General features: G+C 55.8%; 28 protein-coding genes and 2 tRNA genes. 9 read left to right on the forward strand and 21 right to left on the reverse strand.

From position 1 onward, the window contains the following. Positions 1–186: 186 nt before the first annotated feature. From rpsO to rlmE, 13 genes are all read right to left on the reverse strand, one after another. Positions 187–456 (reverse strand): 30S ribosomal protein S15, encoded by a 270-nt coding sequence (gene rpsO, locus FO014_RS07865; protein WP_010279698.1) that lies wholly within the window; start codon positions 454–456, stop codon positions 187–189. A gap of 155 nt (positions 457–611) precedes the next feature. Beyond that, positions 612–1556 carry a tRNA pseudouridine(55) synthase TruB gene (gene truB, locus FO014_RS07870; protein WP_160028805.1) on the reverse strand — a complete coding sequence of 315 codons (945 nt, stop codon included), beginning with the start codon at positions 1554–1556 and terminating at the stop codon, positions 612–614. Beyond that, complete coding sequence (gene rbfA / locus FO014_RS07875; protein WP_015670615.1) at positions 1556–1966, reverse strand: 30S ribosome-binding factor RbfA; 411 nt, start codon at positions 1964–1966, stop codon at positions 1556–1558. The genes truB and rbfA overlap by 1 nt, the downstream gene beginning before the upstream one ends. Before the next feature lie 67 nt (positions 1967–2033). After that, positions 2034–4721: a translation initiation factor IF-2 gene (gene infB / locus FO014_RS07880; RefSeq protein WP_160028807.1), complete on the reverse strand. Its 2688-nt coding sequence runs from the start codon at positions 4719–4721 to the stop codon at positions 2034–2036. 23 nt (positions 4722–4744) lie between these two features. Further along, positions 4745–6250, reverse strand: coding sequence for a transcription termination factor NusA (nusA, locus tag FO014_RS07885; protein WP_105229527.1), 1506 nt, complete (start codon positions 6248–6250; stop codon positions 4745–4747). 21 nt (positions 6251–6271) lie between these two features. Further along, entirely contained in the window at positions 6272–6724 is a 453-nt protein-coding gene (gene rimP / locus FO014_RS07890; RefSeq protein WP_145961162.1) for a ribosome maturation factor RimP, read from the reverse strand. A 218-nt stretch (positions 6725–6942) separates the two neighbouring features. Beyond that, positions 6943–7019: transfer RNA gene (locus FO014_RS07895), tRNA-Met, on the reverse strand. Positions 7020–7079: 60 nt separating this feature from the next. Beyond that, positions 7080–7166: transfer RNA gene (locus tag FO014_RS07900), tRNA-Leu, on the reverse strand. Between the two features lie 67 nt (positions 7167–7233). Continuing rightward, positions 7234–7569: a preprotein translocase subunit SecG gene (secG, locus tag FO014_RS07905; RefSeq protein ID WP_015670611.1), complete on the reverse strand. Its 336-nt coding sequence runs from the start codon at positions 7567–7569 to the stop codon at positions 7234–7236. Between the two features lie 237 nt (positions 7570–7806). Next, positions 7807–9144, reverse strand: coding sequence for a phosphoglucosamine mutase (gene glmM, locus FO014_RS07910; protein ID WP_160028809.1), 1338 nt, complete (start codon positions 9142–9144; stop codon positions 7807–7809). Between the two features lie 4 nt (positions 9145–9148). Beyond that, positions 9149–9985: a dihydropteroate synthase gene (gene folP / locus FO014_RS07915; protein WP_160028811.1), complete on the reverse strand. Its 837-nt coding sequence runs from the start codon at positions 9983–9985 to the stop codon at positions 9149–9151. A 166-nt stretch (positions 9986–10151) separates the two neighbouring features. Continuing rightward, on the reverse strand, positions 10152–12083 hold the full coding sequence (gene ftsH / locus FO014_RS07920) for an ATP-dependent zinc metalloprotease FtsH (RefSeq protein WP_160028828.1): 1932 nt from the start codon (positions 12081–12083) through the stop codon (positions 10152–10154). A gap of 56 nt (positions 12084–12139) precedes the next feature. Next, complete coding sequence (rlmE, locus tag FO014_RS07925) at positions 12140–12769, reverse strand: 23S rRNA (uridine(2552)-2'-O)-methyltransferase RlmE (RefSeq protein ID WP_015670607.1); 630 nt, start codon at positions 12767–12769, stop codon at positions 12140–12142. Between the two features lie 141 nt (positions 12770–12910). On the opposite strand from rlmE, the gene yhbY reads away from it, so the two are divergent. Beyond that, entirely contained in the window at positions 12911–13204 is a 294-nt protein-coding gene (gene yhbY, locus FO014_RS07930) for a ribosome assembly RNA-binding protein YhbY (protein ID WP_160028830.1), read from the forward strand. Positions 13205–13318: 114 nt separating this feature from the next. Here yhbY and greA read toward each other — a convergent pair whose 3' ends face one another. Then, a complete protein-coding gene (gene greA, locus FO014_RS07935; RefSeq protein ID WP_061321556.1) occupies positions 13319–13795 on the reverse strand; it encodes a transcription elongation factor GreA in 477 nt (158 codons plus the stop codon). A 256-nt stretch (positions 13796–14051) separates the two neighbouring features. Here greA and dacB point away from each other — a divergent pair, with 256 nt between their 5' ends. Genes dacB through pmrB form a run of 3 tightly spaced genes read left to right on the forward strand, consistent with a single transcriptional unit; the run spans position 14052 to position 17234 of the window. Beyond that, positions 14052–15485: a serine-type D-Ala-D-Ala carboxypeptidase gene (dacB, locus tag FO014_RS07940; protein ID WP_160028832.1), complete on the forward strand. Its 1434-nt coding sequence runs from the start codon at positions 14052–14054 to the stop codon at positions 15483–15485. Positions 15486–15510: 25 nt separating this feature from the next. Continuing rightward, on the forward strand, positions 15511–16173 hold the full coding sequence (gene pmrA, locus FO014_RS07945) for a two-component system response regulator PmrA (protein ID WP_160028834.1): 663 nt from the start codon (positions 15511–15513) through the stop codon (positions 16171–16173). Beyond that, the gene (gene pmrB, locus FO014_RS07950) at positions 16170–17234 is read left to right on the forward strand and encodes a two-component system sensor histidine kinase PmrB (protein WP_160028836.1); all 1065 of its coding nucleotides are present in this window, start codon (positions 16170–16172) and stop codon (positions 17232–17234) included. Before pmrA ends, pmrB begins: the two co-directional genes overlap by 4 nt. Before the next feature lie 41 nt (positions 17235–17275). On the opposite strand, the gene cgtA is transcribed toward pmrB, so the two are convergent. The 4 genes from cgtA to rplU all read right to left on the reverse strand — a co-directional run bounded on the left by cgtA (position 17276) and on the right by rplU (position 20144). Further along, positions 17276–18448 carry an Obg family GTPase CgtA gene (gene cgtA, locus FO014_RS07955; RefSeq protein WP_160028838.1) on the reverse strand — a complete coding sequence of 391 codons (1173 nt, stop codon included), beginning with the start codon at positions 18446–18448 and terminating at the stop codon, positions 17276–17278. A 16-nt stretch (positions 18449–18464) separates the two neighbouring features. Further along, a complete protein-coding gene (locus tag FO014_RS07960; protein WP_160028840.1) occupies positions 18465–19436 on the reverse strand; it encodes a DMT family transporter in 972 nt (323 codons plus the stop codon). 121 nt (positions 19437–19557) lie between these two features. Beyond that, positions 19558–19815 (reverse strand): 50S ribosomal protein L27, encoded by a 258-nt coding sequence (rpmA, locus tag FO014_RS07965; RefSeq protein WP_004933559.1) that lies wholly within the window; start codon positions 19813–19815, stop codon positions 19558–19560. A gap of 17 nt (positions 19816–19832) precedes the next feature. Further along, on the reverse strand, positions 19833–20144 hold the full coding sequence (rplU, locus tag FO014_RS07970; protein ID WP_004933561.1) for a 50S ribosomal protein L21: 312 nt from the start codon (positions 20142–20144) through the stop codon (positions 19833–19835). A 268-nt stretch (positions 20145–20412) separates the two neighbouring features. Between rplU and ispB the strand changes: the two genes are divergently transcribed. Further along, positions 20413–21384 (forward strand): octaprenyl diphosphate synthase, encoded by a 972-nt coding sequence (gene ispB / locus FO014_RS07975; protein WP_160028842.1) that lies wholly within the window; start codon positions 20413–20415, stop codon positions 21382–21384. 40 nt (positions 21385–21424) lie between these two features. Here ispB and FO014_RS07980 read toward each other — a convergent pair whose 3' ends face one another. Further along, positions 21425–21781, reverse strand: coding sequence for a DNA-binding protein (locus FO014_RS07980; RefSeq protein WP_160028844.1), 357 nt, complete (start codon positions 21779–21781; stop codon positions 21425–21427). Positions 21782–21958: 177 nt separating this feature from the next. On the opposite strand from FO014_RS07980, the gene FO014_RS07985 reads away from it, so the two are divergent. Then, complete coding sequence (locus FO014_RS07985; protein WP_160028846.1) at positions 21959–22219, forward strand: helix-turn-helix domain-containing protein; 261 nt, start codon at positions 21959–21961, stop codon at positions 22217–22219. A gap of 64 nt (positions 22220–22283) precedes the next feature. On the opposite strand, the gene mdh is transcribed toward FO014_RS07985, so the two are convergent. After that, positions 22284–23222 (reverse strand): malate dehydrogenase, encoded by a 939-nt coding sequence (mdh, locus tag FO014_RS07990; protein WP_160028848.1) that lies wholly within the window; start codon positions 23220–23222, stop codon positions 22284–22286. 465 nt (positions 23223–23687) lie between these two features. On the opposite strand from mdh, the gene argR reads away from it, so the two are divergent. From argR to yhcN (FO014_RS08005), 3 genes are all read left to right on the forward strand, one after another. Then, a complete protein-coding gene (gene argR / locus FO014_RS07995) occupies positions 23688–24158 on the forward strand; it encodes a transcriptional regulator ArgR (RefSeq protein ID WP_041411702.1) in 471 nt (156 codons plus the stop codon). Positions 24159–24562: 404 nt separating this feature from the next. Then, on the forward strand, positions 24563–24826 hold the full coding sequence (gene yhcN / locus FO014_RS08000) for a peroxide/acid stress response protein YhcN (RefSeq protein WP_160028850.1): 264 nt from the start codon (positions 24563–24565) through the stop codon (positions 24824–24826). 127 nt (positions 24827–24953) lie between these two features. Beyond that, entirely contained in the window at positions 24954–25217 is a 264-nt protein-coding gene (gene yhcN / locus FO014_RS08005) for a peroxide/acid stress response protein YhcN (protein ID WP_160028852.1), read from the forward strand. 209 nt (positions 25218–25426) lie between these two features. Here the strand turns inward: yhcN (FO014_RS08005) and mpl are convergent, their stop codons facing one another. Next, positions 25427–26791: a UDP-N-acetylmuramate:L-alanyl-gamma-D-glutamyl-meso-diaminopimelate ligase gene (gene mpl / locus FO014_RS08010; RefSeq protein ID WP_160028854.1), complete on the reverse strand. Its 1365-nt coding sequence runs from the start codon at positions 26789–26791 to the stop codon at positions 25427–25429. Positions 26792–26861: the final 70 nt, after the last annotated feature.

A 26861-nucleotide genomic window follows, 5' to 3' on the forward strand; every position in this document is an offset into this window, starting at 1 on the left:
TCACTGACCTTCTCACTACATCCTCGCGACTAATGACAACCCTTATTCACCTGGCGGAATAAAGTCTCTCATTAGCCGCGCGAACCTCTGTAACGGAAGATCCTCGTTAGTACATTAACCTGATTTACTTATGCTTCCTAGAAGAAAGGGGCCAAAATAGGCCCCTTTCTACTGAAACTGGTTCGATTAGCGACGCAGACCCAGACGCTCGATCAGGCTGGTGTAACGTGCTACATCTTTACGCTTCAGGTAGTCCAGCAGCTTACGACGCTGAGAAACCATACGCAGCAGACCACGACGGCTGTGGTGATCTTTTTTGTGCTCGGAGAAGTGGCCTTGCAGATGGTTAATCTGCGCGGTCAGCAGGGCAACCTGAACTTCGGTAGAACCGCTGTCGTTAGTACCACGACCGAAATCAGCTACGATTTTAGCTTTAGCTTCAACACTTAGAGACATTGTAATACTCCAAATTATAGATAAAAAATGCAGGCGCCGATCTCTAATTCAGCAGCCCGATAATTGGGCCATGCCCTCAAGTGAGAGTCATGGCCCAAGCTGCGTCATTCTACTCTTAGCGCAGAACGATCGCAAGATGAGGCGTTTTTCGCCGATCAATCGAAATGCTCGACAACCAGACGTTTGGGCGCCACACGACCGTCGTCAGCAATCTCGCCGACGCCGATAAATTTATGCGCATCGCCTTCGGTGATACGCACCATGCCGGAAGCCGGCGCGCCGGCAGCCTGCACCGGCTGGCCCTGCTTGACGTAACCCGCCACCGCCGGCAGCAAGTTCACTTCCGGGAAATCGGCGCATGGGCTGTCCATCGGCATCAGCAACGGATCGAGCAGCTCGCCCGGCGCCACGCCTTCGGCCTGCGCCTGCTCCAGCAGCGTGTTCAGCTGTTCCAGCGTCACCATACGTTCGATCGGGTATTTCGCCACCTGCAGACGACGCAGATAAATCACGTGTGCGCCGCAGCCCAGCAGCTCGCCCAGATCGTCGGTAATGGTGCGGATATAGGTGCCTTTGGAGCAGTGAACTTCCAGCTCCAGCTCATCACCTTCCCAGCGGATAAACTTGAGTTCGTAAACCGTAATGCTGCGCGCTTCGCGCGGTACTTCAATGCCCTGACGCGCGTATTCGTACAGTTTTTTACCCTGATACTTCAACGCGGAGTACATCGACGGCACCTGCTGGATGTCTCCACGGAAAGTCTCCAGCGCCGCATCAAGCTGCTGCTGGGTGATATTCACCGGGCGTTCCTGCACGATCTGGCCGTCCGCATCCGAGGTATCGGTACGCTGCCCCAGGCGGGCAATCACCCGGTAGCGCTTGTCGGAATCCAGCAGGAACTGGGAAAACTTGGTGGCTTCCCCCAGGCAGATCGGCAGCATGCCGGTCGCCAGCGGGTCGAGCGCGCCGGTATGGCCCGCACGGTTGGCGTTATAGCAACGCTTTACTTTTTGCAGTGCATCGTTGGAGGACAGGCCCTGCGGCTTATCCAGCAACAGCACGCCGTGGATATCGCGGCCGCGGCGACGAGGGCGACTCATTAAGCCTCCTCGTCATCGCCTGATGCGGAGCGACGCTCGGCATCATTTTTCACCACGTTGCTCACCAGGTTGGACATTCGCATACCTTCAACCAGTGAGTTGTCGTATGCGAAGGTCAGCTCCGGCACCACGCGCAGGCGCATCGCCTTGCCCAACAGCGTGCGGATATAGCCGGACGCGTCCTGCAACGCTTTAACGCCCTTGTTTACCAGATCGGGATCGTGGTTTTCCGTCAGCACGTTGAGGAAGGTAACGTAAACTTTGGCGTACGCCAGGTCGCGGGAAATTTCAACGCCGGAAACGGTCGCCATGCCAACGCGCGGGTCTTTGATTTCACGCTGCAGAATGATCGCAATCTCTTTCTGCATCTCTTGCGCGACACGCTGGCCGCGGCTGAATTCTTTTGCCATGTTATTTTCTCCAGACAAATCGGGGGCACAAAGGCCCCCCAGAACAGATTAAGCAGATGTGCAACCGTTAATCAATGGTGCGCTGGATCTCGATGATTTCGAAGACTTCGATCATGTCGCCAACGCGCACGTCGTTGTAGTTCTTCACGCCGATACCACATTCCATGCCGTTACGAACTTCGTTAACGTCATCTTTGAAGCGGCGCAGGGATTCCAGCTCGCCTTCATAGATAACCACGTTGTCGCGCAGTACGCGGATTGGGTTGTGACGCTTGATGTTGCCTTCAGTAACCATACAGCCAGCGATAGCGCCGAATTTCGGTGATTTGAACACGTCACGCACTTCGGCCAGGCCGATAATCTGCTGTTTGTATTCAGGCGCCAACATACCGCTCATCGCCTGCTTCACTTCGTCAATCAGGCTATAGATGACGGAGTAGTAACGCAGATCCAGGCTTTCTGCTTCAATCACGCGGCGCGCAGAGGCGTCGGCACGGACGTTGAAGCCCAGGATGATGGCGTTGGATGCCGCGGCCAGCGTGGCGTCGGTTTCGGTGATACCACCTACGCCGGAGCCGACAATCTTCACCTTCACTTCGTCGGTGGACAGCTTCATCAACGCATCGCTGATCGCTTCGCAAGAGCCCTGTACGTCGGACTTCAGTACGATGTTCAGCTCGGAAACCTCACCGTCGGTCATGTTGGAGAACATGTTTTCCAGTTTGGATTTCTGCTGACGCGCCAGTTTGACTTCGCGGAATTTGCCCTGACGATACAGCGCCACTTCACGCGCTTTCTTCTCGTCACGCACTACGGTCGCTTCATCACCCGCCGCTGGAACGCTGGACAGACCCAGGATTTCCACCGGAATGGATGGGCCGGCCGAGGTCACTTCACGACCCAGTTCGTCGCGCATCGCACGCACACGGCCGTATTCGAAGCCGCACAGTACGATATCGCCTTTGTTCAGCGTACCTTCCTGTACCAGCACGGTCGCTACCGGGCCACGGCCTTTATCCAGGAAGGACTCGATGACCACGCCGCTCGCCATACCGGTGCGCACCGCTTTCAGTTCGAGAACTTCAGACTGCAGCAGGATAGCGTCCAGCAACTCGTCGATACCGGTGCCCGCTTTCGCAGAAACGTGGACGAACTGAGCTTCACCGCCCCACTCTTCCGGCATCACGCCGTACTGGGACAGTTCGTTCTTCACGCGATCCGGATCGGCTTCCGGCTTGTCAATTTTGTTGACCGCAACAACCAACGGTACCTTGGCCGCTTTCGCGTGCTGGATAGCTTCGATGGTCTGTGGCATCACGCCGTCGTCCGCTGCAACCACCAGAACCACGATATCGGTCGCCTGAGCACCGCGAGCACGCATTGAGGTAAATGCGGCGTGGCCCGGGGTATCCAGGAAGGTGATCATGCCGTTATCGGTTTCAACGTGGTAAGCACCGATGTGCTGGGTAATGCCGCCCGCTTCGCCCGATGCCACTTTGGTGGAACGGATGTAGTCCAGCAGGGAGGTTTTACCGTGGTCAACGTGACCCATGATGGTCACAACCGGCGCACGCGGTTCAGCTGCTGCTGCACCGGTATCGCGATCGCTCATCAGCGCTTCTTCCAGCTCGTTCTCACGACGCAGGATAACCTTGTGGCCCATCTCTTCGGCAACCAGCTGTGCGGTTTCCTGATCGATAACCTGGTTGATGGTCGCCATCGCGCCCAGCTTCATCATGGTTTTGATAACCTGAGAGCCTTTCACCGCCATCTTGTTGGCCAGTTCGGCCACGGTGATGGTTTCGCCGATAACGACGTCACGGTTAACCACCTGAGCCGGCTTGTTGAAGCCCTGCTGCAGGGTGCTTGGCTTACGACGGCCTTTGCCACCGCGGGTGACGGCACGCGCTTCTTCGCGATCCGCTTTGGATTCGGACAGCTTGCTGCCTTTCTTCTGTTTGGCGGATTTGCCGCCGCGGGTGCGGCTGCGGCGATCGCCTTCAACTTTGGCGTCGTTCTCATCTTCTGCGGCACGCGCATGCTGAGAGGTGGTCACGTGGTAGTCTGCAGTTTCAGACTCAGTGGATTTTTCAGCCGCTGCCCACTTCTCGCCGTTTTCTTCCGCCATGCGGCGCGCTTCTTCAGCAACGCGCTTGGCTTCTTCTTCCACCTTACGGCGCATTTCGTCTTCGGCTTTACGCTTCAGTTCTGCGGCTTCGGCTTCGCGGCGCGCTTTTTCAGCCTGAGCTGGCTTGGTCATTTCGTCGGTTTGTTGATTGGTCACTTTTTCTTTTTCCGCTGCATCACGCTTAGCAATTTCTGCGGCCTCACGTTTGGCTTGCTCTTCGGCTGCGCGCTTCGCTTCTGCTTCGCGTTTGGCGAGCTCTTCCGCTTCGCGCCGTGCCTGCTCTTCCGCTTCACGCTGTGCCTGCTCTGCCGCTTCCGCCTGTTGAGCTTCTTGCGTATCGCGATTTACATAAGTGCGTTTCTTGCGGACCTCAATTTGCACCGATTTACTCTTACCGCCGGTGCTCGGGATATTCAAGGTGCTGCGCGTTTTACGCTGCAGCGTCAGTTTACCCGGCGCGCTGCCGTGCTCACGGTTCAGGTGCGCCAATAAGGTTTCTTTCTCTTGCTGGGTAACAGAGTCGGTTTCCGACTTGTTGATCCCTGCATCAGCAAACTGCTGTACCAGGCGATCAACCGGAGTCTGAATCTCTGCTGCCAGCGATTTTACGGTTACATCTGTCGTCATGCTGTTCCTTCCTGCTACAGTTATTACGCGTTGTCGCCAAACCAACAGATATTACGGGCGGCCATGATCAGCTCGCCGGCTTGCTCATCGTCAAGCCCTTCAATATCAGCCAGATCGTCAACACCCTGCTCGGCAAGATCTTCCAGCGTACAAACCCCACGCGCGGCCAGTTTAAAGGCCATGCTGCGCTCAAGCCCTGGCAGGTTGAGCAGGTCTTCAGCAGGCTTCTGGTCACCCAGGCTTTCTTCCTGAGCCAGTGCCAGCGTGGTCAATGCAGCTTTGGCGCGATCGCGCAACGCTTCAACCGTATCTTCATCCAGACCGTCGATTTCCAGCAGCTCATTGATTGGCACATACGCCAATTCTTCAAGCGTTGAGAAGCCTTCTTCGACCAGTACGGTGGCGAACTCTTCGTCGATATCAAGATACTTGGTGAAGGTATCAATGGCGGCATGAGCCTCGGCCTGGTGTTTGGCCTGCAGATCGTCCGCCGTCATCACGTTCAGTTCCCAGCCGCTGAGCTGAGAAGCCAAACGCACGTTTTGGCCGTTACGGCCGATCGCCTGTGCCAGATTGCTGGCTTCAACGGCAATATCCATAGTGTGCTTGTCTTCGTCCACCACGATAGAGGCAACGTCTGCCGGCGCCATGGCGTTGATCACGAACTGCGCAGGATTATCGTCCCACAGCACAATATCAATACGCTCGCCGCCCAGTTCGCTCGATACGGCCTGAACGCGAGCGCCGCGCATCCCCACGCAGGCGCCGACCGGGTCGATACGCTTGTCGTTGGTTTTCACGGCAATTTTCGCGCGGGAACCCGGATCGCGGGCTGCCGCTTTAATTTCAATCACTTCTTCGCCGATTTCCGGCACTTCGATGCGGAACAGTTCAATCAGCATCTCTGGACGAGAACGGCTGACGAACAGCTGCGCGCCGCGTGCTTCTGGACGCACCGCATACAGTACGCCGCGGATGCGGTCGCCCGGACGGAAGTTCTCACGCGGCAGCATATCTTCACGCAGGATCACGGCTTCCGCACTGGTACCGCTGCCGTCAGAGGCTTTGATATCCAGAGAAATGTTGTCGCGGTTTACTTTTTTCACCACGCCGGTGATGATTTCACCTTCGTGCCCGCGGAATGCGTCGACCACCATCGCACGTTCGGCTTCACGCACCTTCTGGACGATAACCTGCTTCGCGGTTTGGGTGGTGATGCGGTCGAAGGTGACAGATTCGATCTGATCTTCGATAAAACCGCCCAGCTCGATGCTCGGATCTTCAAACTGCGCAGCTTCCAGCGTGATTTCACGCGTAGGCTGGGTCACTTCTTCTACGGCAACCCAACGGCGGAAGGTGTCGAAGTCGCCGGTTCTGCGATCGATGCTAACGCGAACGTCGATTTCCTGCTCGTATTTTTTCTTGGTTGCGGTGGCTAATGCGGTTTCCAACGCTTCAAAAATCTTCTCACGCGGAAGGGATTTCTCATTGGAAACTGCTTCAACAACAGCCAGAATCTCTTTATTCATCCTAGTTGCCTCATCCAAACTTTAAAAGTGGGGTACCAGATTCGCTTTCTGAATATTGCTCAGCGCGAACACTTCATCTTTCCCATCCACAGTAACCGTGATCATCTCGCCATCGACGGACTTGATGATGCCCTGCCATTTGCGGCGGTTCTGTACCGCCATGCGCAGCACCATGCTGACTTCTTCACCGAGGAAACGCGTGTAGTGCTCTGCGGTGAACATCGGGCGATCAAGGCCAGGAGAGGAGACTTCCAAGTTGTAAGCGACGGTGATCGGATCTTCAACGTCCAGCACCGCGCTGACCTGGTGGCTGACATCAGCACAATCATCAACATTGATGCCGTCTTCACTATCAATATAGATGCGGAGCGTAGATTGGCGCGCACGAATAAATTCGATGCCTACAAGCTCAAAGCCCAACGCCTCTACCGGTGCCGAAAGCATCTCTGTTAATTTTTGCTCTAATGTGGACAAGCCCACCCCCAAGACATAAAAAAAGGGCTAAATAGCCCAGTGATTCTGTTGCCAAATAACAAAAAACCCCGAAAAATCGGGGCTTTATGCAACTGGACCCTGTTTGCCGCACTGCGGCTTCGGTACAACTTTCTGACAAGTGTCATTTTCAAATGTTGTTCGAGAAAAGCGGATTCAATCGAAATAGTGAATTTGAAAATAAACACTTCAAAGGAAAGTGGTTGCGGGGGCCGGATTTGAACCGACGACCTTCGGGTTATGAGCCCGACGAGCTACCAGGCTGCTCCACCCCGCGTCCGAAATCGTGGCAAATACTACGCTGATAATCGCAAAATTGCAAGTTATCTCTGGGATTTGGTACCGAGGATGGGACTCGAACCCACAAGCCCGTTAGGGCACTACCACCTCAAGGTAGCGTGTCTACCAATTCCACCACCTCGGTACTGATTCTTTTACTGCTACGGCCGTTGATGTCTGACATCAACCACCGTTTAAAACTTTGCTGCTGCTTACTGCGGGATATCGCTGCTCGGCTTGGCTGGTGCCGCCGGCGCGGTTGTCTGCTCGGTTTTCACCGGCTGACCGAGGTTTTCCCACTCGCTGCCTTTTTTGCTCTGGTTGCTGCTCAGGTTGCCCAGAATCAGACTGATGACGAAAAACAGCGTCGCCAGCACAGCCGTCATGCGGGTCATGAAGTTACCGGAACCACTCGAACCGAACAATGTGCCAGACGCACCTGCTCCGAATGAGGCTCCCATATCAGCGCCTTTACCTTGCTGCAGCATGATCATAGCAACAAGCCCGATCGAAACCAGCAGGAAAATTACCAGAAGAGCTTCGTACATAGTCGTACCCGTATCCTTGCGGCATCACCGCGTGCCAAATGCTTCTCGCCCCATAGGCTTCTAGTCAGAAGTCGCAGACGTTATGTAAAACCGCCTACTGAAGCGGGTGTGAATACTAACCAAAGGCGCCACAGCGCGCAAGGGCAATTTACCGCCACCGGCGCGATTGCGGAAAAAAACAGCAACCCGACGCAATTTACACGCCCAAACTGCACGTTTGGGCGTTAACCACCTGTTTTAACCTGCAGATTTCACCGCGTCGGCGATGCGGTTCGCCAGCTCGGTCACCTGTTTTTCGTCCTCGCCTTCCACCATCACGCGGATCAGCGGTTCCGTACCGGATTTGCGCAGCAGTACGCGGCCGCGGCCGTTCAGTTCCGCCTCCACGCTTTTGGTAACGCTGACGACGGCTTCCGATTCCAGCGGATTATGTTCGCCGGCAAAGCGCACATTGACCAGCACCTGCGGCAGCAGCTGCATGCCGCTGCACAGATCGTGCAGGCTCATGCTGTTGCGCACCATGGCGGTCAGAACCTGTAAGCCGGCCACAATGCCGTCGCCGGTGGTGGTTTTATCCAGCAGGATCACATGGCCGGAGTTTTCAGCGCCGATGCGCCAGCCCAGCTCCTGCAGTTTTTCCAGCACGTAGCGGTCGCCGACTTTGGCGCGGGCAAATGGAATACCCAACTGCTTCAGCGCCAGCTCCAGCCCCATGTTGCTCATCAGCGTGCCAACCGCCCCGCCGCGCAGTTGCCCCTGGCGCAGCCCTTCACGCGCGATGATGTACAGGATCTGATCGCCGTCCACTTTGTTGCCCAGGTGGTCCACCATCATCACCCGGTCGCCGTCGCCGTCAAAGGCCAGGCCAACGTGGGCTTTTTCCGCCAGTACGCGCTCTTGAAGTTGACGTACGTCGGTCGCGCCGCACTTCTCGTTGATGTTCATGCCGTCCGGCTCGCAGCCGATGGCGATCACCTTCGCGCCCAGTTCGCGCAGCACGCTCGGCGCGATGTGGTAAGTCGCTCCGTTGGCGCAGTCAACGACGATCTTCAGGCCTTTCAGGCTCAGTTCGCTAGGGAACGAGCCCTTACAAAATTCGATATAGCGCCCGGCGGCGTCGATAATGCGGCTGGCTTTGCCCAGCTCAGCCGATTCTACGCAGGTCAGCGGCTTTTCCATCTCCGCTTCGATCGCCTCTTCCACGCTGTCCGGCAGTTTGGCGCCGTCGATGGAGAAAAACTTGATGCCGTTGTCGTAATACGGGTTATGTGACGCGGAAATCACGATGCCGGCCTCGGCGCGGAAGGTGCGCGTCAGGTAGGCGACCGCCGGCGTCGGCATCGGACCGGTGAAGGACGCGGACAGGCCTGCGGCGGCCAAACCGGCCTCCAGCGCCGACTCCAGCATATAGCCGGAAATACGGGTGTCCTTGCCGATAATGATTTTGCGTGAGCCATGGCGCGCCAGCACTTTGCCCGCAGCCCAACCGAGCTTAAGGACAAAATCCGGAGTAATCGGGCTGTCGCCGACCTTCCCACGAATGCCGTCGGTACCAAAATATTTACGCTCGCTCATGTCTCTACTGTCCCTTAGCTGAAAGTGTTGCCTCGACGACGCGCATCGCCTCGACGGTTTCTTTAACATCATGCACTCTGACGATCTGCGCGCCCTGCATCGCGGCTATCACCGCGCAGGCGACGCTGCCGATCGTCCGCTGTTCCGGCGGTACGTTCAGCAGTTGTCCAATCATCGATTTACGCGACATGCCGACCAGCAGCGGCAGGCCGAAATGATGAAACTCCGACAATCTGGCCAGAAGCTGATAATTATGCGCTAAATTCTTACCGAAACCGAAGCCCGGGTCGAGCAACAATTTCTGTTTTGCTATGCCCGCCGCAGTACAACGCGCAATATGCTGCTGGAAAAAGGCATTCACCTCCCCCATCAGATCGTCATAATGCGGCGCCTGCTGCATGGTACGCGGCTCGCCCTGCATGTGCATCAGACACACCGGCAGCCCGCTGTCCGCCGCTGCCTCCAGCGCGCCAGGCTCCTGCAGCGAACGCACGTCGTTGATCAGATGCGCGCCGGCATTGGCCGACTCGCGGATTACCCCGGGCTTGGAGGTATCAACTGAAATAAATACTTCAAAACGCCGGGCGATCGCCTCGACCACCGGCACCACCCGCTCGATTTCCGCCTCTTCGCTCACCGCCGCCGCACCGGGACGGGTCGACTCGCCGCCAACGTCGATCATGGTGGCGCCGGCGGAAATCAGCGCATGGGCATGCAGCAGGGCGTCATTCAGCGAATTATGTCGCCCTCCGTCAGAGAACGAGTCCGGAGTCACGTTGAGGATGCCCATCACCCGAGGATGGGAGAGATCGAAAGCCATGTCGCGCACGGTTAACTGCATGAAGATTCTACCTTACTGTCTGTTGCTGATTCACTGCCGGGCGGGCAAAAGGGCCGGACCGTCTAATACGGCGGCCTGGCGGTGGCCGATTATACGGCCGCGCCGCAGATGACGGGCGAAAAAAAACCCCGGCATGCCGGGGTTTGATGTTATTACACAGTCGATGTTACTTGTCGAGCTGTTCAGACAGAGGATTGCCTGGATTCGGCGTCCGCGGCTCATCAACCGGCGTCGGGGCTTTTGGGGTGCCGCCGTTGTCGGAGTTGTTGCCTTTGCTCGGATCGTCCCAGCCAGCCGGTGGACGGACATCCTTGCGGTTCATCAAATCGTCGATCTGCGGCGCGTCGATGGTTTCATATTTCATCAGGGCATCTTTCATTGAATGCAGGATGTCCATGTTTTCCATCAACAGCGTACGGGCGCGCACGTAGTTGCGTTCGATCAGGGATTTCACTTCCTGGTCAATAATGCGCGCCGTTTCGTCAGACATGTGTTTCGCCTTGGCCACGGAGCGGCCCAGGAACACTTCGCCCTCTTCTTCCGCATACAGCAGCGGCCCCAGCTTCTCGGAGAAGCCCCATTGGGTCACCATGTTGCGCGCGATGGAGGTCGCCACTTTAATGTCGTTCGATGCACCGGTAGAGACATGCTCGGCACCGTAAATAATCTCTTCCGCCAGACGGCCGCCGTACAGCGTGGAGATTTGGCTCTCCAGTTTCTGACGACTGGCGCTGATGGCATCACCCTCAGGCAGGAAGAAGGTCACGCCGAGCGCACGACCGCGCGGAATAATCGTCACTTTGTGAACCGGATCGTGTTCCGGCACCAAACGGCCGATAATGGCGTGGCCGGCTTCGTGATACGCGGTCGACTCTTTTTGCGCTTCGGTCATCACCATGGAGCGACGTTCCGCACCCATCATGATTTTGTCTTTGGCCTTTTCGAACTCAACCATCGACACCACACGCTTGTTGCCGCGGGCGGCAAACAGCGCCGCTTCGTTAACCAGGTTAGCCAGATCGGCACCGGAGAAGCCCGGCGTACCGCGCGCAATCACGGACGCGTCGATATCGGCAGCCAATGGCACGCGGCGCATATGCACCTTCAGAATCTGCTCACGACCACGCACATCCGGCAGGCCAACCACCACCTGACGGTCGAAACGGCCTGGACGCAGCAGCGCCGGGTCAAGCACGTCCGGACGGTTGGTCGCAGCGATGACGATGATGCCTTCGTTGCCTTCAAAGCCGTCCATCTCAACCAGCATCTGGTTCAGCGTCTGCTCACGTTCATCGTGACCGCCACCCAGGCCGGCGCCACGTTGGCGGCCGACGGCGTCGATTTCATCGATAAAAATGATGCACGGGGCGGCTTTTTTCGCCTGTTCGAACATATCACGTACGCGGGACGCACCCACGCCGACAAACATTTCCACGAAGTCGGAACCGGAAATGGTAAAGAACGGCACTTTCGCCTCGCCGGCGATGGCTTTCGCCAGCAGCGTCTTACCGGTACCCGGCGGGCCGACCATCAGCACGCCTTTCGGAATCTTACCGCCCAGCTTCTGGAAACGGCTCGGTTCACGCAGGTATTCAACCAGTTCGCTCACTTCTTCTTTTGCTTCGTCACAGCCGGCGACGTCGGCAAAGGTAGTTTTGATCTGATCTTCAGTCAGCATACGGGCTTTGCTCTTGCCAAAGGACATCGCGCCCTTGCCGCCGCCGCCCTGCATTTGCCGCATAAAGAAGATCCAGACCCCGATCAGCAACAGCATCGGGAACCATGAAATAAAGATAGAAGCCAGCAAACTCGGCTCTTCCGGCGGTTCACCGACAACTTTCACATTCTTCGTCAATAACGTATCCAACAGCTTAGGATCGTTGACGGGGATATAAGTCGTGTATCGGTTACTATCTTTCTTGGTAACGTTGATCTCACGTCCGTTAATTCGCGCTTCGCGAACCTGATCCTGGGTCAGTTCGGACATGAAGGTAGAGTAATCCACCCTACGGCCATTCGACTCGCTGGGCCCAAAGCTCTGGAATACGGACATCAGCACAACTGCGATGACTAGCCAGAGAATTAGGTTTTTCGCCATGTCACTCAAGGGATTAACCTCATATTACAACTGTGTTAACAAACAGCGTTAGGGTACTACAGTTTGCGCCCTGTCGCTACAATGTACACTTCACGCGAACGAGCGCGCGAAGCGTCTGGCTTACGAATCTTAACCTTCGTAAACAGGGAGCGAATTTCCCGTAGGTACTCGTCAAAGCCATCTCCCTGGAACACCTTCACCAGGAAACTTCCGCCTGGTGCGAGGACATCACGACACATTTCCAGTGCTAATTCCACCAGATACATCGATCTTGGAATATCGACCGCCGGGTTGCCACTCATATTCGGGGCCATATCGGACATGACCACCTGAACCTTCTTTTCACCTACGCGATCCAGCAGCGCCTTCAGCACCAGTTCATCACGAAAATCTCCCTGGAGGAAATCAACGCCGACGATAGGATCCATCGGTAAAATATCACAGGCGATAATCCGCCCAGAACCGCCGATCTGGGTAACGACATACTGCGACCAGCCGCCTGGCGCCGCCCCCAAATCAACAACCGTCATACCCGGTTTAAACAGCTTGTCGCTCTGCTGTATTTCATCCAGTTTAAACCAGGCACGCGAGCGCAGCCCTTTTTTCTGCGCCTGCTGCACATATTTGTCGCTAAAGTGTTCCTGAAGCCAGCGGCTAGAACTGGCCGAACGCTTTTTACCTGTCATCGAGTTTCCAACTATCCTAAAAAGAGACTTATGCCAAGTTCGCTGCTCATATTGCCATCACGGTGCAAGACCGATTTGGTGATACCCATGAGATGGCGGTAGAATGTACCGTTTTCAATCCCAACTTAAGCAAAAAAGACAATGAATCTGAATAATAAACAAAAACAGCACCTGAAAGGCCTGGCGCATCCGTTAAAACCGGTCGTCATGCTGGGCAATAACGGTCTCACCGAAGGGGTGCTGGCTGAAATTGAGCAGGCGCTGACGCATCATGAGCTGATCAAAGTGAAAATCGCAACGGAAGATCGCGAAACCAAAGCCTTGATCGCTGACGCTATCGTGCGTGAAACAAATGCCTGCAACGTACAAATTATCGGTAATACTCTTATTCTTTACCGCCCTTCCGAAGAGCGCAAGATCAGTCTACCGCGTTAAGTGTCGTCACTTTAACGAAAAGGTGCCATGCACCTGCACCTGATAAAAGGCCGCCACGCGGCCTTTTTCCTTTCTTTACAAAAACCTGATTAACTTATGAACAAACGCCGTCAATCAGAGGTATTCAACCTTCAGGATTTCGTATTCCACATCGCCGCCCGGCGTTTTAATCACCACGACGTCATCTTGTTCTTTACCGATTAAACCACGCGCCATCGGGGAATTTACCGAAATCAGATTTTTCTTGAAATCGGCCTCATCGTCACCCACGATGCGGTAGGTCACTTCATCCTCGGTATCCAGGTTCAGCACCGATACCGTCGCGCCGAAAATCACCCGGCCATTGTTCGGCATTTTGGTGACGTCGATCACCTGCGCGTTCGACAGCTTGGCTTCAATTTCCTGAATACGTCCTTCACAGAACCCCTGCTGCTCACGCGCCGCGTGGTACTCCGCATTTTCTTTCAGGTCGCCGTGTTCACGCGCTTCCGCGATGTCCGCAATGATTTTCGGACGGCGAACGCTTTTCAAATATTCCAGTTCTTCGCGCAATTTTTCAGCGCCAAACAGGGTCATCGGAATCTGTTGCATAATTTCACTACCTCTAAATCTTTCCTGTTCAAATAGCCGTCATCCTGACGTATTCGTATGAAAACACGGATGGCTATCGCCAGCCGCCTCCAGGCGACAAACAAAAGAGCCCTAACTCGGAAAATTCTTCCAAGTCAGGATCGATTTTGCATTTTGATACGCATTTTAGCGTAGAGTTCCTTAAGGGTCATCGTTTACTTTTTCCCTGAATGCGCCGTAGTATGACGGCACGTTACCCAGCAGTTAGCCAGAGATTATGCGTTTTTCACGAATTGTCAGTGCATTGGCGTGCGCATTTGTTTTGAATGTAAATGCCGCCCCGGTTGAAGATTACACACAATATTTGCCTGATGGAGCCAACCTTGCCCTGATGGTTCAAAAAATCGGCGCCAGCACGCCGACGATTGATTACCACGCGCAGCAGATGGCGTTGCCCGCCAGCACCCAGAAGGTGCTGACCGCGCTGGCGGCCCTGTTACAGCTCGGCCCAGACTATCGCTTTACCACCACGCTGGAAAGCCAGGGCAAGATTGACGATGGCGTACTGCGCGGCAATCTGATCGCCCGTTTCGGCGGCGATCCGACCTTTAAGCGCCAAAACCTGCGCAATATGGTCGCCGAACTGAAGAAACAGGGCGTAAAGCAGATTAGCGGCGACGTGCTGGTCGATACTTCGGTCTTCGCCAGCCACGACAAGGCGCCCGGCTGGCCGTGGAACGATATGACGCAGTGCTTCAGCGCCCCGCCGGCGGCGGCGATTGTCGATCGCAACTGCTTCTCGGTGTCGCTCTACGGCGCGGCCAAACCGGGCGATATCGCCTTTATCCGCGTCGCCTCCTATTACCCGGTCAATATGTTCAGCCAGGTGCGCACGCTGGCCAAAGGCTCGCCGGATGCCCAATATTGCGAGCTGGACGTGGTGCCGGGCGAGCTGAACCGCTTTACCCTGACCGGGTGCCTGACGCAGCGCAGCGAACCGCTGCCGCTGGCGTTCGCCATTCAGGACGGGGCCAGCTATGCCGGCGCTATTCTGAAAGATGAGCTGACCCAGGCCGGCATCCAGATTGACGGCCACCTGAAGCGCCAGACACAGCCGGGCATGAGCGGCACGGTGATTGCCCGCACCCAGTCGGCACCGCTGCACGATCTGCTGAAAGTGATGCTGAAAAAGTCCGACAATATGATCGCCGATACCGTATTTCGCACCATCGGCCACGAGCGCTTTGGCGTGCCGGGCACCTGGCGCGCAGGCGCTGATGCAGTCCGTCAGGTGCTGCGTCAGAAAGCCGGGGTCGATCTGGGTAACAGCATCGTGGTGGACGGCTCCGGCCTGTCGCGCCATAACCTGCTGGCGCCGGCAACCATGATGCAGGCGCTGCAATATATCGCTCAGCATGACAACGAGCTGGACTTTATCTCCATGCTGCCGCTGGCCGGCTATGACGGCACGCTGCGTTACCGTGGCGGCCTGCATGAGGCCGGCGTGGACGGTAAAGTCTCGGCGAAAACCGGCGCGCTACAGGGCGTCTATAATCTGGCAGGCTTTATCACCACCGCCAGCGGTCAGCGTATGGCGTTTGTGCAGTATCTGTCAGGTTACGCCGTACCGCCGGAAGATCAGCGTCAGCGCCGGATCCCGCTGGTGCGTTTCGAAAGCCGGCTGTATCGGGATATCTATCAGAATAACTGAGTAACCAGTTACCGGGAGCCCCGACGTGAAGCTATTGATTGTCGAAGACGATGAGCTGTTACAACAGGGGCTGGCCATGGCGATGGCCGCCGAGGGTTACGCCTGCGACTGCGCCCTGTCGGCGGCGCAGGCCAATACGCTGATCGACACCAGCCAGTACAGCATGGTTATTCTCGATCTCGGCCTGCCCGACGTTGATGGCGGCGCGCTGTTGCGACAGTGGCGCCGCCGGCAGATAGACCTGCCGGTGTTGATTCTCACCGCCCGCGACGCGCTGGAAGACCGCGTCGACGGGCTGGACGCCGGTGCCGATGACTACCTGGTTAAGCCCTTTGCGCTGGTTGAGCTGCTGGCGCGCGTCAGGGCGCTCATCCGTCGTTATCAGGGCCACAGCGACAACCTGCTACAACAGGACGATCTCACGCTCAATCTCTCCAGCCAGCAGGTTTACCTGCAACAGCAGCCTATCGACGTCACGCCAAAAGAGTTTGCCATTCTGTCGCGGCTGATTATGCGCGCCGGCCAGACGGTAAACCGTGAACTGCTGCAACAGGATTTATACGCCTGGAATGACGATCTCGGCTCCAACACCCTCGAAGTGCACGTCCATAACCTGCGCCGCAAGCTGGGCAAGGATCGCATCCGCACGGTACGCGGCATCGGCTACCGTCTGGAGCCGTTGCCATGATCAGCATGCGGCGCCGCCTGTTGCTGATGTTGGCGCTTATTCTGCTGGTCACCCAGTTGATCAGCGCGCTGTGGCTATGGCATGAAAGCCGGGAACAGATCGGTTTTCTGGTCGATGAAACCCTGTCGGCTCAGGTGCGCACCGAAAAGGTCGACGGTGAAATCGCCGAGGCGATCGCTTCATTGCTGGCGCCGTCGCTGATTATGATGATTGTCACGCTGATCGCCTCGTTCTGGGCCATCAGCTGGATCATCCGCCCGCTTAATCAGCTGCAGAACCGGCTGGAAAAGCGTTCCGCCGACAACCTGTCACCGCTGCCGGTCAATAACGACAGCCGGGAAGTGATGGCGGTCACCACCGCGCTCAATCAGCTGTTTTCGCGGCTCAATAACACCATTCAGCAGGAGCGGCTGTTTACCGCCGACGCGGCTCACGAGCTGCGTACGCCGCTGGCCGGCATTCGTTTGCATCTGGAGTTGATGGAACAGCAGGGCGTGCGGGCAAGCACCCCGCTGATCGCGCGCATCGACCAACTGATGCATACCGTCGAACAATTGTTGATGCTGTCGCGCGCCGGACAGAAGTTTGCCGGCGGCCACTATCAACGTTTCGACTGGATCGCGGATGTCATCACACCGCTGCGCGAGGAGCTGGAAGAACTGGCACAACGGCGCAATCAACGGCTGGTGTGGCAACTCCCGACGGAGGCCGTCACCCATGGCGATCCGGTATTACTTCGCCTGCTGCTGCGTAATCTGGTGGAAAATGCCCACCGCTACGGCCCGCCGGGCAGCGCTATTCTCATCAGCCTTGATGTGCAAAACGGCGGCCACCGGCTGCAGGTGATCGATGAGGGACCGGGCATTAAGCAAGAGATGGCCGGAGAGTTGACCCAAGCTTTCAGAAGAATGGACCAGCGCTATGGCGGCAGCGGGCTGGGGCTGAATATCGTCATCCGCATCATCCAACTGCACCAGGGCCGCCTGACGCTGGAAAACCGCCAGGACGCCAGCGGTCTTAACGCACGCTGCTGGCTGCCCGCCAACCCGCTGAAGCCATAAAAAAGGCCCCGCAGTGCGGGGCCTGATAGCTGTAGCGATGATTATTTCTGGTAAATGATTTCGACGCCTTCGTCGTCATCTTCATCCCAGTCATCATCCCAGTCGTCGTCGGCTTCGGCTTCTACTTCCGCCAGCTGTTTACGGTGGTAATCGTCCCACATAAACTCGACCTTTTCCGGTGCGCTCTCTTCGAGAGCCATCGCTTTCGGCTGGCTGTTGATGAAGTTCATCACATCCCAGCACAGCTCTTTGACGCCAAGATGGCTGGCCGCAGAGATCATGTAGTACTTATCTTCCCACCCCAGCGCGTCAACAATCGCCTTGGCGCGTTCAGCAGAGGCTTCTTCACCCAGCAGGTCAACTTTGTTGAACACCAGCCAGCGCGGCTTATGCGCCAGATTTTCACTGTACTGATTCAGCTCGTTGATAATCACACGGGCGTTTTCTACCGGATCGGTCTGGTCAATCGGATCGATATCCACCAGGTGCAGCAGCACGCGGCAACGCTCCAGGTGCTTCAGGAAACGAATGCCCAGGCCGGCGCCTTCCGAGGCACCTTCAATCAGCCCTGGAATATCCGCCACCACGAAGCTCTGTTCGCTGTCCATACGCACCACGCCCAGACTTGGCACCAGCGTGGTGAACGGGTAGTCCGCCACTTTCGGCTTGGCGGCAGATACCGCGCGGATAAAGGTGGATTTGCCCGCGTTCGGCAGGCCGAGCATGCCGACATCCGCCAGCAGCATCAGCTCCAGCAGGACATCGCGCGCTTCACCCGGCGTACCGTTGGTTTTCTGGCGCGGGGCACGGTTGACCGAGGATTTGAAGCGGGTGTTGCCCAGGCCGTGCCAGCCGCCCTTCGCTACCATCAGGCGCTGCTGATGGCGCGTCATATCGCCGAGGATCTCGCCGGTGCCCTGATCTTTCACCCGGGTGCCGACCGGCACTTTGATCACGATGTCTTTACCGCGTTTGCCGGTACAGTCACGGCTCTGGCCGTTCTGACCGCGTTCCGCACGGAAGGACTTCTCAAAGCGATAATCGATCAGCGTGTTCAGGTTTTCGTCCGCCAGCAGGTAGACATCGCCGCCGTCGCCGCCGTCGCCGCCATCCGGGCCGCCGTTCGGGATATATTTTTCGCGACGGAAGCTGACGCAACCATTACCACCGTCACCTGCAACGACCAATATCGCTGCTTCATCTACAAACTTCATTTTCCGTCTCCGTAAATCATTCACCGGGCTGCTTGATAGGAGCAACCAGGAGGTTTTCTGCCCGTCGCGGCCACCACCGGTGACCAATTGCGGAAAACATTGCGCCCGCAACCACCACAAAAGCACCCACGTAACCGACGACATTCAACGTCGGGGCGGCAAACATCTGCGGCCATGCCAACGCCAATAAATCTGAAAACAACAGGGTAAACAGCGGCGTCAGCGTTACTAACGCGCTCACCTGCGCCGCCTGCCAACGCGCCATCGCCTCTGCCAGCGCGCCATAGCCAATCAGCGTATTCGCACCACAAAACAGCAGGCAGGCCAGTTGCCAGCCGCTCAGCTGAAAAATCATCCCCGGCTGCGCCAAGGGGAATAATGCAACTGCACATAAAGTGTACAACATTACCAGGATCTGCGGCGACGCCAGCCGGCGTAGCAAGACCTTTTGTGCCAGGCCGTAGGTGACCCACACCGTCGCGGCACAGACGCCCAACAGCACCCCCAGGGTGTAATCCGTCAGGCGGGTAAAAATCTCAACCAGGCTGATGTTGAAAAACAGCATCAGCCCGCAAATCAGCATCAACGCGCCAATCACCTGGGTAATGCGCATCCGCTCTTTCAGGATAAGCACGCTGGCGAACATCATGCCTACCGGCGATAGCTGGCCGATAACCTGTGAAGCCGTCGGGCTAAGGTACTGCAGCGAGGAGCTGAAAAACACAAAGTTCCCCAGCAGCCCGGCGGTGGCGATCGCCAACAGCAACAGCCAACGCGGCTGGCGAAAAATTTTCACCGGCGGCAAACGGCCGCGCAGCGTCAGAATAATGCCCAACCCGATCGCCGCAATGGTAAAGCGATACCAGACGATGGTAAACGGCGTCATCACCTGTAGGACTTCTTTCATGGCTATCGGCAACGCACCCCAGCAAACCGCCGTGGTTAACGCCAGAGAAATACCGACCCCGACCTGCTGTTTTGTTTCCATGCGTCATCTGCCTGCGCGCTGTCATTCCTGAATAGCCAAGGTTTAAAATAGGTTGGCTATAAATGTAAAAAGCCCCGCAACGAATTGCAGGGCTTACATCTATTTATTAAGGCTCGAAAAATTATTCAGCTTCGATGCTGATGAATTTACGATTGCTCGGGCCTTTAACTTCGAATTTGACTTTACCGTCTTTCAAAGCAAACAGAGTGTGGTCTTTGCCACAGCCTACGTTGGTGCCCGCGTGGAACTTGGTGCCACGTTGACGAACGATGATGCTGCCTGCCAGTACTGCTTCGCCGCCAAAGCGTTTTACGCCCAGACGTTTAGCTTCTGAATCGCGACCGTTACGAGTCGAGCCGCCAGCCTTTTTGTGTGCCATTAATCCGCTCTCCTAACTTAAGCGCTGATGCCGGTGATTTTAACGTCAGTGAACCACTGACGGTGGCCCTGCTGCTTACGGTGGTGTTTACGACGACGAAACTTAACGATTTTAATTTTCTCGCCACGACCGTGTGCAACGACTTCAGCTTTGATCTTGCCGCCATCGACGAAAGGAACGCCGATTTTGATATCTTCGCCATTAGCGATCATCAGAATCTGGTCAAACTCAACCGCTTCACCAGTTGCGATGTCCAGCTTTTCCAAGCGAACGGTCTGACCTTCGCTTACTCGGTGTTGTTTACCACCACTTTGGAAAACCGCGTACATATAAAACTCCGCTTTCCGCGTGCTCGATGATTAGTACAGAGCGCGCTATAAATATTCACAATAGGGCGCGAATTCTACGCAAAAATACAGCACATGACAAGAGCAGAATCTCGACTGAAGTAGAAAAAAGAAGAAAAAAAGCACAGTTTCTTTCGTGGCGTTTATCTAAGCCGTTTTTCAAGTACAATCATAGGCACAGTTACCGCCATGTACCGATGTGAGCAGCGTTCTCATCGCGGTGAAGAGAAACACAGCTGAAAACAATACAATGAACCTAGATCAAATTATTGAGTTAACCGCGCAAGATATGGCGGCAGTGAATGCAACAATTCTCGAACAGTTGAATTCCGAAGTCACGCTCATCAATCAGCTTGGCTATTACATTATCAGCGGTGGCGGTAAACGCATCCGGCCGATGATCGCCGTCCTGGCTGCCCGGGCGCTGCAGTCGGAGGGTGACAAGCACATTACCATCGCCGCGCTGATTGAGTTTATCCACACCGCGACCCTGCTGCATGACGATGTGGTTGATGAATCCGATATGCGCCGCGGCAAGGCGACCGCCAACGCCGCGTTCGGCAACGCCGCCAGCGTGCTGGTCGGCGACTTCATTTATACCCGCGCCTTCCAGATGATGACCAGTCTGGAATCATTGCGCGTGCTGGCGCTGATGTCGGAAGCGGTCAACGTGATCGCCGAAGGTGAAGTGCTGCAGTTAATGAACGTCAACGATCCGGATATCAGTGAAGAGAGCTATATGCGGGTGATCTACAGCAAGACGGCGCGTCTGTTTGAAGCGGCAGCGCAATCTTCCGCCATCTTGTCCGGCGCCACGCCGGAGCAGGAGCAGGCGCTGCAGGATTATGGCCGCTATCTCGGCACCGCTTTCCAACTGATTGACGATCTGCTGGATTACAGCGCCGACGGCAGCACGCTGGGCAAAAACACCGGCGATGACCTGAATGAAGGCAAACCTACGCTGCCGTTGCTGCACGCCATGCATAACGGCAGCCCGGAGCAGACGGCAATGATTCGCGGCGCCATTGAACAAGGCAACGGCCGTCATCTGCTGGAACCGGTGCTGGCGGCGATGGAACAGTGCGGCTCGCTGGTCTACACCCGCCAACGCGCGGAAGAGGAAGCCGACAAAGCCATCAGCGCGCTGGAAGCGCTGCCGCCGTCAGAATACCGCACCGCGCTGGAAGGACTGGCGCACCTGGCAGTGCAGCGCGAATTTTAAGAAATTATTTCTTAATCTTTTCCGGGCGCTTTACCGGCGCTTATCGTTGACGACCTTCGGCGATAAGCGCCAGCAGTCCGCCAATGCCCTCACGCAGCAAAAACGCCAGTATCCGCTCCCTTTCGTCGTCCGACATATGGTGAAAATAGGCGTTCCATACCGCCAGCGGATCCTGTCTTTCAGCAGTATAGCCTGCAGAGTCCTCCTTCAACATCAAAGCATTGCGCACACCTGGCGGCAGGCTGTCGATATGGTATTCCACCGCTTTGCCCTGTATGCCTTTCCGACGCTGACTCACCCATTTTTCCCGACGCGCCATCTGGTTAATTCCCTGTGGCGAGGAAGGCAACCCCGCAATGCCAGTCAATTCCTTGGCAGAAAACCACTCACTTTTCATAGCCATCGTCTCTGAAGATTATGCATCACCATTATTTTTGGAAAACAAAGGTTGTTTTTAGAAAAATAATGGTATTCTTGTTTCCGTATAACCGATTCGTGTTGTACAAACGATTAATACGAACGCGTTAGTTATACCACTAACGTCACTTTGGCTAATCAAAAAAGGAAGATCAACATGAATTCAAGGAGTGAAGATTGGCATCCTGCCGATGTCATTGCAGCACTACGTAAGAAGGGTACGACACTGGCAGCAGTATCGCGCAGCGCCGGACTCAGTTCCTCAACCCTGGCGAACGCCCTGTCCCGCCCCTGGCCGAAAGGCGAGTGGCTGATCGCCGAGGCGCTGAACGTTCACCCTTCGGAGATCTGGCCAAGTCGCTATTTTGATCCCGAAACCCGGCGTTTGCTGGACCGCAAGAGTCGGATAAAATCCTGACGTCAGGGCATAAAAAAACCGCCGGGAACACGCCGGCGGCCTTTGTATCACGCGGTGGGGTCAATCAGTTGTTGATAAACGTCTCGCCCAGCTCGATATCTTTATGCAGAACGTCCAGCATATCGCTCAGCGCTTTTTGCTCAAAGGCGCTTAGCGTACCGATGTCTTTACGTTCTTCAACGCCGTTTTTACCCAGCAGCAGCGGCTGTGCGAAGAAGCGGGCGTATTTGCCATCGCCTTCCACATAGGCGCATTCGACAATGCCCTGCTCACCCTGCAGCGCACGCACCAGAGACAGACCAAAGCGTGCCGCCGCCTGGCCCATGGACAGCGTAGCCGATCCGCCGCCGGCTTTGGCTTCAACCACTTCAGTACCCGCGTTCTGAATACGCTTGGTCAGGTCGGCCACTTCCTGATCGGTAAAGCTCACGCCCGGAATCTGAGACAGCAGAGGCAGAATGGTTACGCCAGAGTGGCCGCCGATGACCGGCACGTTCAGCTCTTCCGGCTTTTTGCCTTTCAGCTCAGCCACGAAGGTGTTGGAACGGATAATATCCAGCGAAGTCACGCCGAACAGTTTGTTTTTGTCGTACACGCCCGCTTTCTTCAACACTTCCGCCGCAATGGCGACGGTGGTGTTCACCGGGTTGGTGATAATACCGATGCATGCTTTCGGGCAGGTTTTCGCCACTTGTTCAATCAGGTTACGCACGATGCCGGCGTTAACGTTGAACAGATCGGAACGATCCATGCCCGGCTTGCGTGCTACGCCAGCGGAAATCAGCACCACATCGGCGCCCTGCAGCGCCGGCGTGGCGTCTTCGCCGCCGAAGCCTTTGATGGTAACGGCGGTCGGGATGTGGCTTAAGTCAACGGCAACGCCTGGCGTAACGGGGGCAATGTCGTAGAGGGAGAGTTCAGAACCTGCAGGTAGCTGGGTCTTGAGTAAAAGGGCAAGGGCCTGGCCAATACCGCCAGCTGCGCCGAGAACTGCAACTTTCATCCTATACTCCTTGTATTATCTTAAATATAAAAGCGCCGTGAATTCTGGGTTACGGAACTTATGTTATCGCGCCTTAAAAACAATCACTTAAGCATTGGATTGAGAACTGACGCAATAAAATAACCGTGATCGCGGACATTTTAGATTAAATAACTGGTGCATGAAGGGCATAGCGCACAGTAATCGAAAATTGTGCGAAGTTATTCACGCGCAAGTTAACCGGCCGTTACATTACACCCTTACGCAACATCAGAACAACATCATTTTAATAACATTTTATTCACCATTCTCCGCCGATGAATCCTGTGAGAAAGGGCATATTCATGACACTCGTATTTTGCTAAAATAACGCCCTTTCCCCGTCGTTCCGGCCGTTTTTTGCTGGTCGACCCCCTGGTTTTATTGCATAAAAATTCATCTATATGCATAATAATGACATCTATTGGCAACATTCCACGGTGCAAAATGCGTAATCCCGCAAAGCAGGAAGATCTGATCAAAGCGTTCAAGGCGTTATTGAAGGAAGAAAAATTCAGTTCGCAAGGCGAGATCGTTTTGGCGCTGCAAGAAGAAGGCTTCGAAAACATTAACCAATCCAAAGTATCACGCATGCTGACCAAGTTCGGCGCGGTACGCACGCGTAATGCCAAAATGGAGATGGTGTACTGCCTTCCCGCCGAACTGGGGGTGCCCACCACCACCAGCCCGCTGAAGAATCTGGTGCTCGACGTTGACCACAACGATGCCGTGGTGGTCATCCACACCAGCCCTGGCGCAGCACAGCTGATCGCCCGCCTGCTCGACTCTCTGGGCAAATCAGAAGGCATCCTCGGCACCATCGCCGGTGATGACACCATCTTCGTTACGCCGGCCAGCGCCTTCACCGCCCGCCAGCTGTATGAAGCCATTCTGGCGCTGTTCGAACAGGAACTGTAATTATCACTTCCCGGTAATACGCGGTCTGCGGCCGCGTATTACGCATGCCTCCTAACCTCCCCGGCTATTGCATACTTTTTCGCTGTCACGCCAATAACGACGATCGCTCCGGCAACGTCATCATTCGCCACATTTCATCACTGCATTTTTCCACAGATGACCGATTCCGCACTTTTCGACAAAGTCACTCACTTGCTTGATATTACAGAAAATTAACATCAAAAGACCATTTTATAATCACTTTTTATTCCTGTGGGTTATAAGAAATGGTAAGCATAATGATAAAGTTTCATAGGGAACTGTTAGCAAACTATTAATTTTTCGGGTTACTAGCTGTATACTCATTTCCGTGACATGAATCACAGTTCACAGGAACTGATAAAAGAATTCTACGAGGTCAAATCATGAAAGTTAAAACTACTGTTGTGACTCTTGGCGTGCTGTCTATGCTTTCGTTCGGTGCTTTTGCAGCACAATCCGTTAACACGGAGCAGGCAGCAAAACTGCAGCCGGCAGGCACCATTACCGTCAGCGGCGTTGCCGCAGCGCCTTCCGATATCCGTCAGGCGCTGTCTGATAAAGCCGATGCCAAAGGCGCCACCGCTTTTCGCGTGATTGAAGCGCGTAATGAAGGCAACTTCCACGCCACGGCAGAAATCTACAAATAAGTACTCAAGAACGCTCCGATAACGGACGAATAAATCTCTGGCAACGCTATACCCATAACGGTCTTCAAGAATAAAAAAACAACCCGTCCTTCCAGGCCGTTACCGATTAGCATCAAGGACTACCATCATGAACATGAAATTTTCGATTGCAGCGATGGCGCTGCTGTCAGCCGTCTCTTTTGGCGCTTCAGCCGCCACGCTGGTGAGCAATGAACAGGCCAGCACCCTGCAGTCTGTCGGCACCGTGACCGCCAGCGGCGTCGCCGGTTCACCGTCAGACGTTCGCCAGGCGCTGTCCGATAAGGCCGACCAACAGGGCGCCAAAGCCTACCGCATTATTGAAGCCCGTGAGAACGGCAACTGGCACGCCACGGCCGAAATCTATAAATAACCATTCAGGGACGTGTTGACTGAGCTGATTATCCTCGTCAATGCCACTGCCGAGTTCTGACGTTAACGCGAATTCTCTGAAGAACCCCTCGTCGTCCTATCCGACGAAACCCCATTGCCCCCGCTCGCGGGGGCTTTTTTATGGGCAAGAAAAAAGCCGCAAAGCGGCTTTTTATCATCAGCATATAACGCCGGCATCGACCTGTAGGTTTACTTTGTCCGCTGCGCCAGCGCCGCCAGCAGTTTATCGTGAATACCGCCGAAACCGCCGTTACTCATCACCAGAACGTGATCGCCCGGCTGGGCGGTTTTCACCACCATCTCCACCAGTGCATCCACGTCGGCGCTCCAGTGGGCCGGCTGTACGCAGGCCTCCGCCACTTCCGCCACCTGCCACGGATTATGATTCGGCTGATACAGGAACACTTCATCGGCGCGGCCAAGGGCAGGAGCCAGATCGTTTTTACTGATGCCCATCTTCATGGTGTTGGAGCGCGGTTCCAGCACCGCCAGAATACGCGCGGTACCACCAACCTTGCCTCGCAGCGCCGCCAGGGTGGCCAGAATCGCCGTCGGGTGGTGGGCAAAATCATCATAGACCGTCACACCGTTGGCTTCGCCGCGCAGTTCCAGACGGCGGCGGGCATTGATAAAGTCGCCCAGCGCACGGCAGGCATCGGCCGGCGCGACGCCGACATGGCGGGTCGCCGCAATCGCCATCAGGCCATTGTGCATATTGTGTTCCCCCACCAGCGACCAGTTGACCTCGCCCACTTTCTCGCCGTTCAGCCAGACGGCGTAATGGCTGGCGTCGGTGGTCAGCTTCTCGGCGCGCCAGGTTCCCTCTTCGCCCGCCAGTTCCTGCTCACTCCAGCAGCCCATTGCCATCACCTGTTTCAGGTTGGCGTCATTGTCCGGCAGAATAATTTTGCCCTGGCCCGGCACGATGCGCACCAGATGGTGGAACTGTTTCTGGATGGCCTTCAGGTCGTCGAAAATATCCGCGTGGTCAAACTCCAGATTGTTCATGACCAACGTACGCGGGCTGTAATGCACAAACTTGGAACGCTTGTCGAAGAAGGCGCTGTCGTACTCATCGGCCTCAATCACAAAGAACGGGCTGCCGCCCAGGCGCGCGGAAACGTCAAAGTTGCCGGGTACGCCGCCGATCACAAAGCCGGGCTGATAACCACAGGCTTCCAGGATCCAGGCCGCCATACCGGCGGTGGTGGTTTTACCGTGGGTGCCGGCCACCGCCAGCACCCAACGATCGCGCAGCACATAGTCGTGCAGCCACTGCGGGCCGGATACATAGGGAATACTCTGCTCCAGCACCGCCTCAACGCACGGGTTGCCGCGCGTCATGGCGTTGCCGATGATCACCAGATCCGGCGCGGGATCCAGCTGTGCCGGATCGTACCCCTGGATCAGCGCGATCCCCTGTTTTTCCAACAGCGTGCTCATCGGTGGATAGACGTTAGCGTCAGACCCCGTGACCTCATGTCCAAGCGAGCGGGCCAGTACCGCCAGTCCGCCCATAAAGGTGCCACAGATGCCAAGAATGTGAATGCGCATAGGTTTCTCATTTGAGTACGTCGAATGTGCGCTTATTCTAACGCTCAGAATCGTCCAGAAGAAATGGATT

The sequence above is a fragment of the Serratia rhizosphaerae genome (assembly GCF_009817885.1).
Classification (GTDB): Bacteria; Pseudomonadota; Gammaproteobacteria; order Enterobacterales; family Enterobacteriaceae; genus Serratia_B; species Serratia_B rhizosphaerae.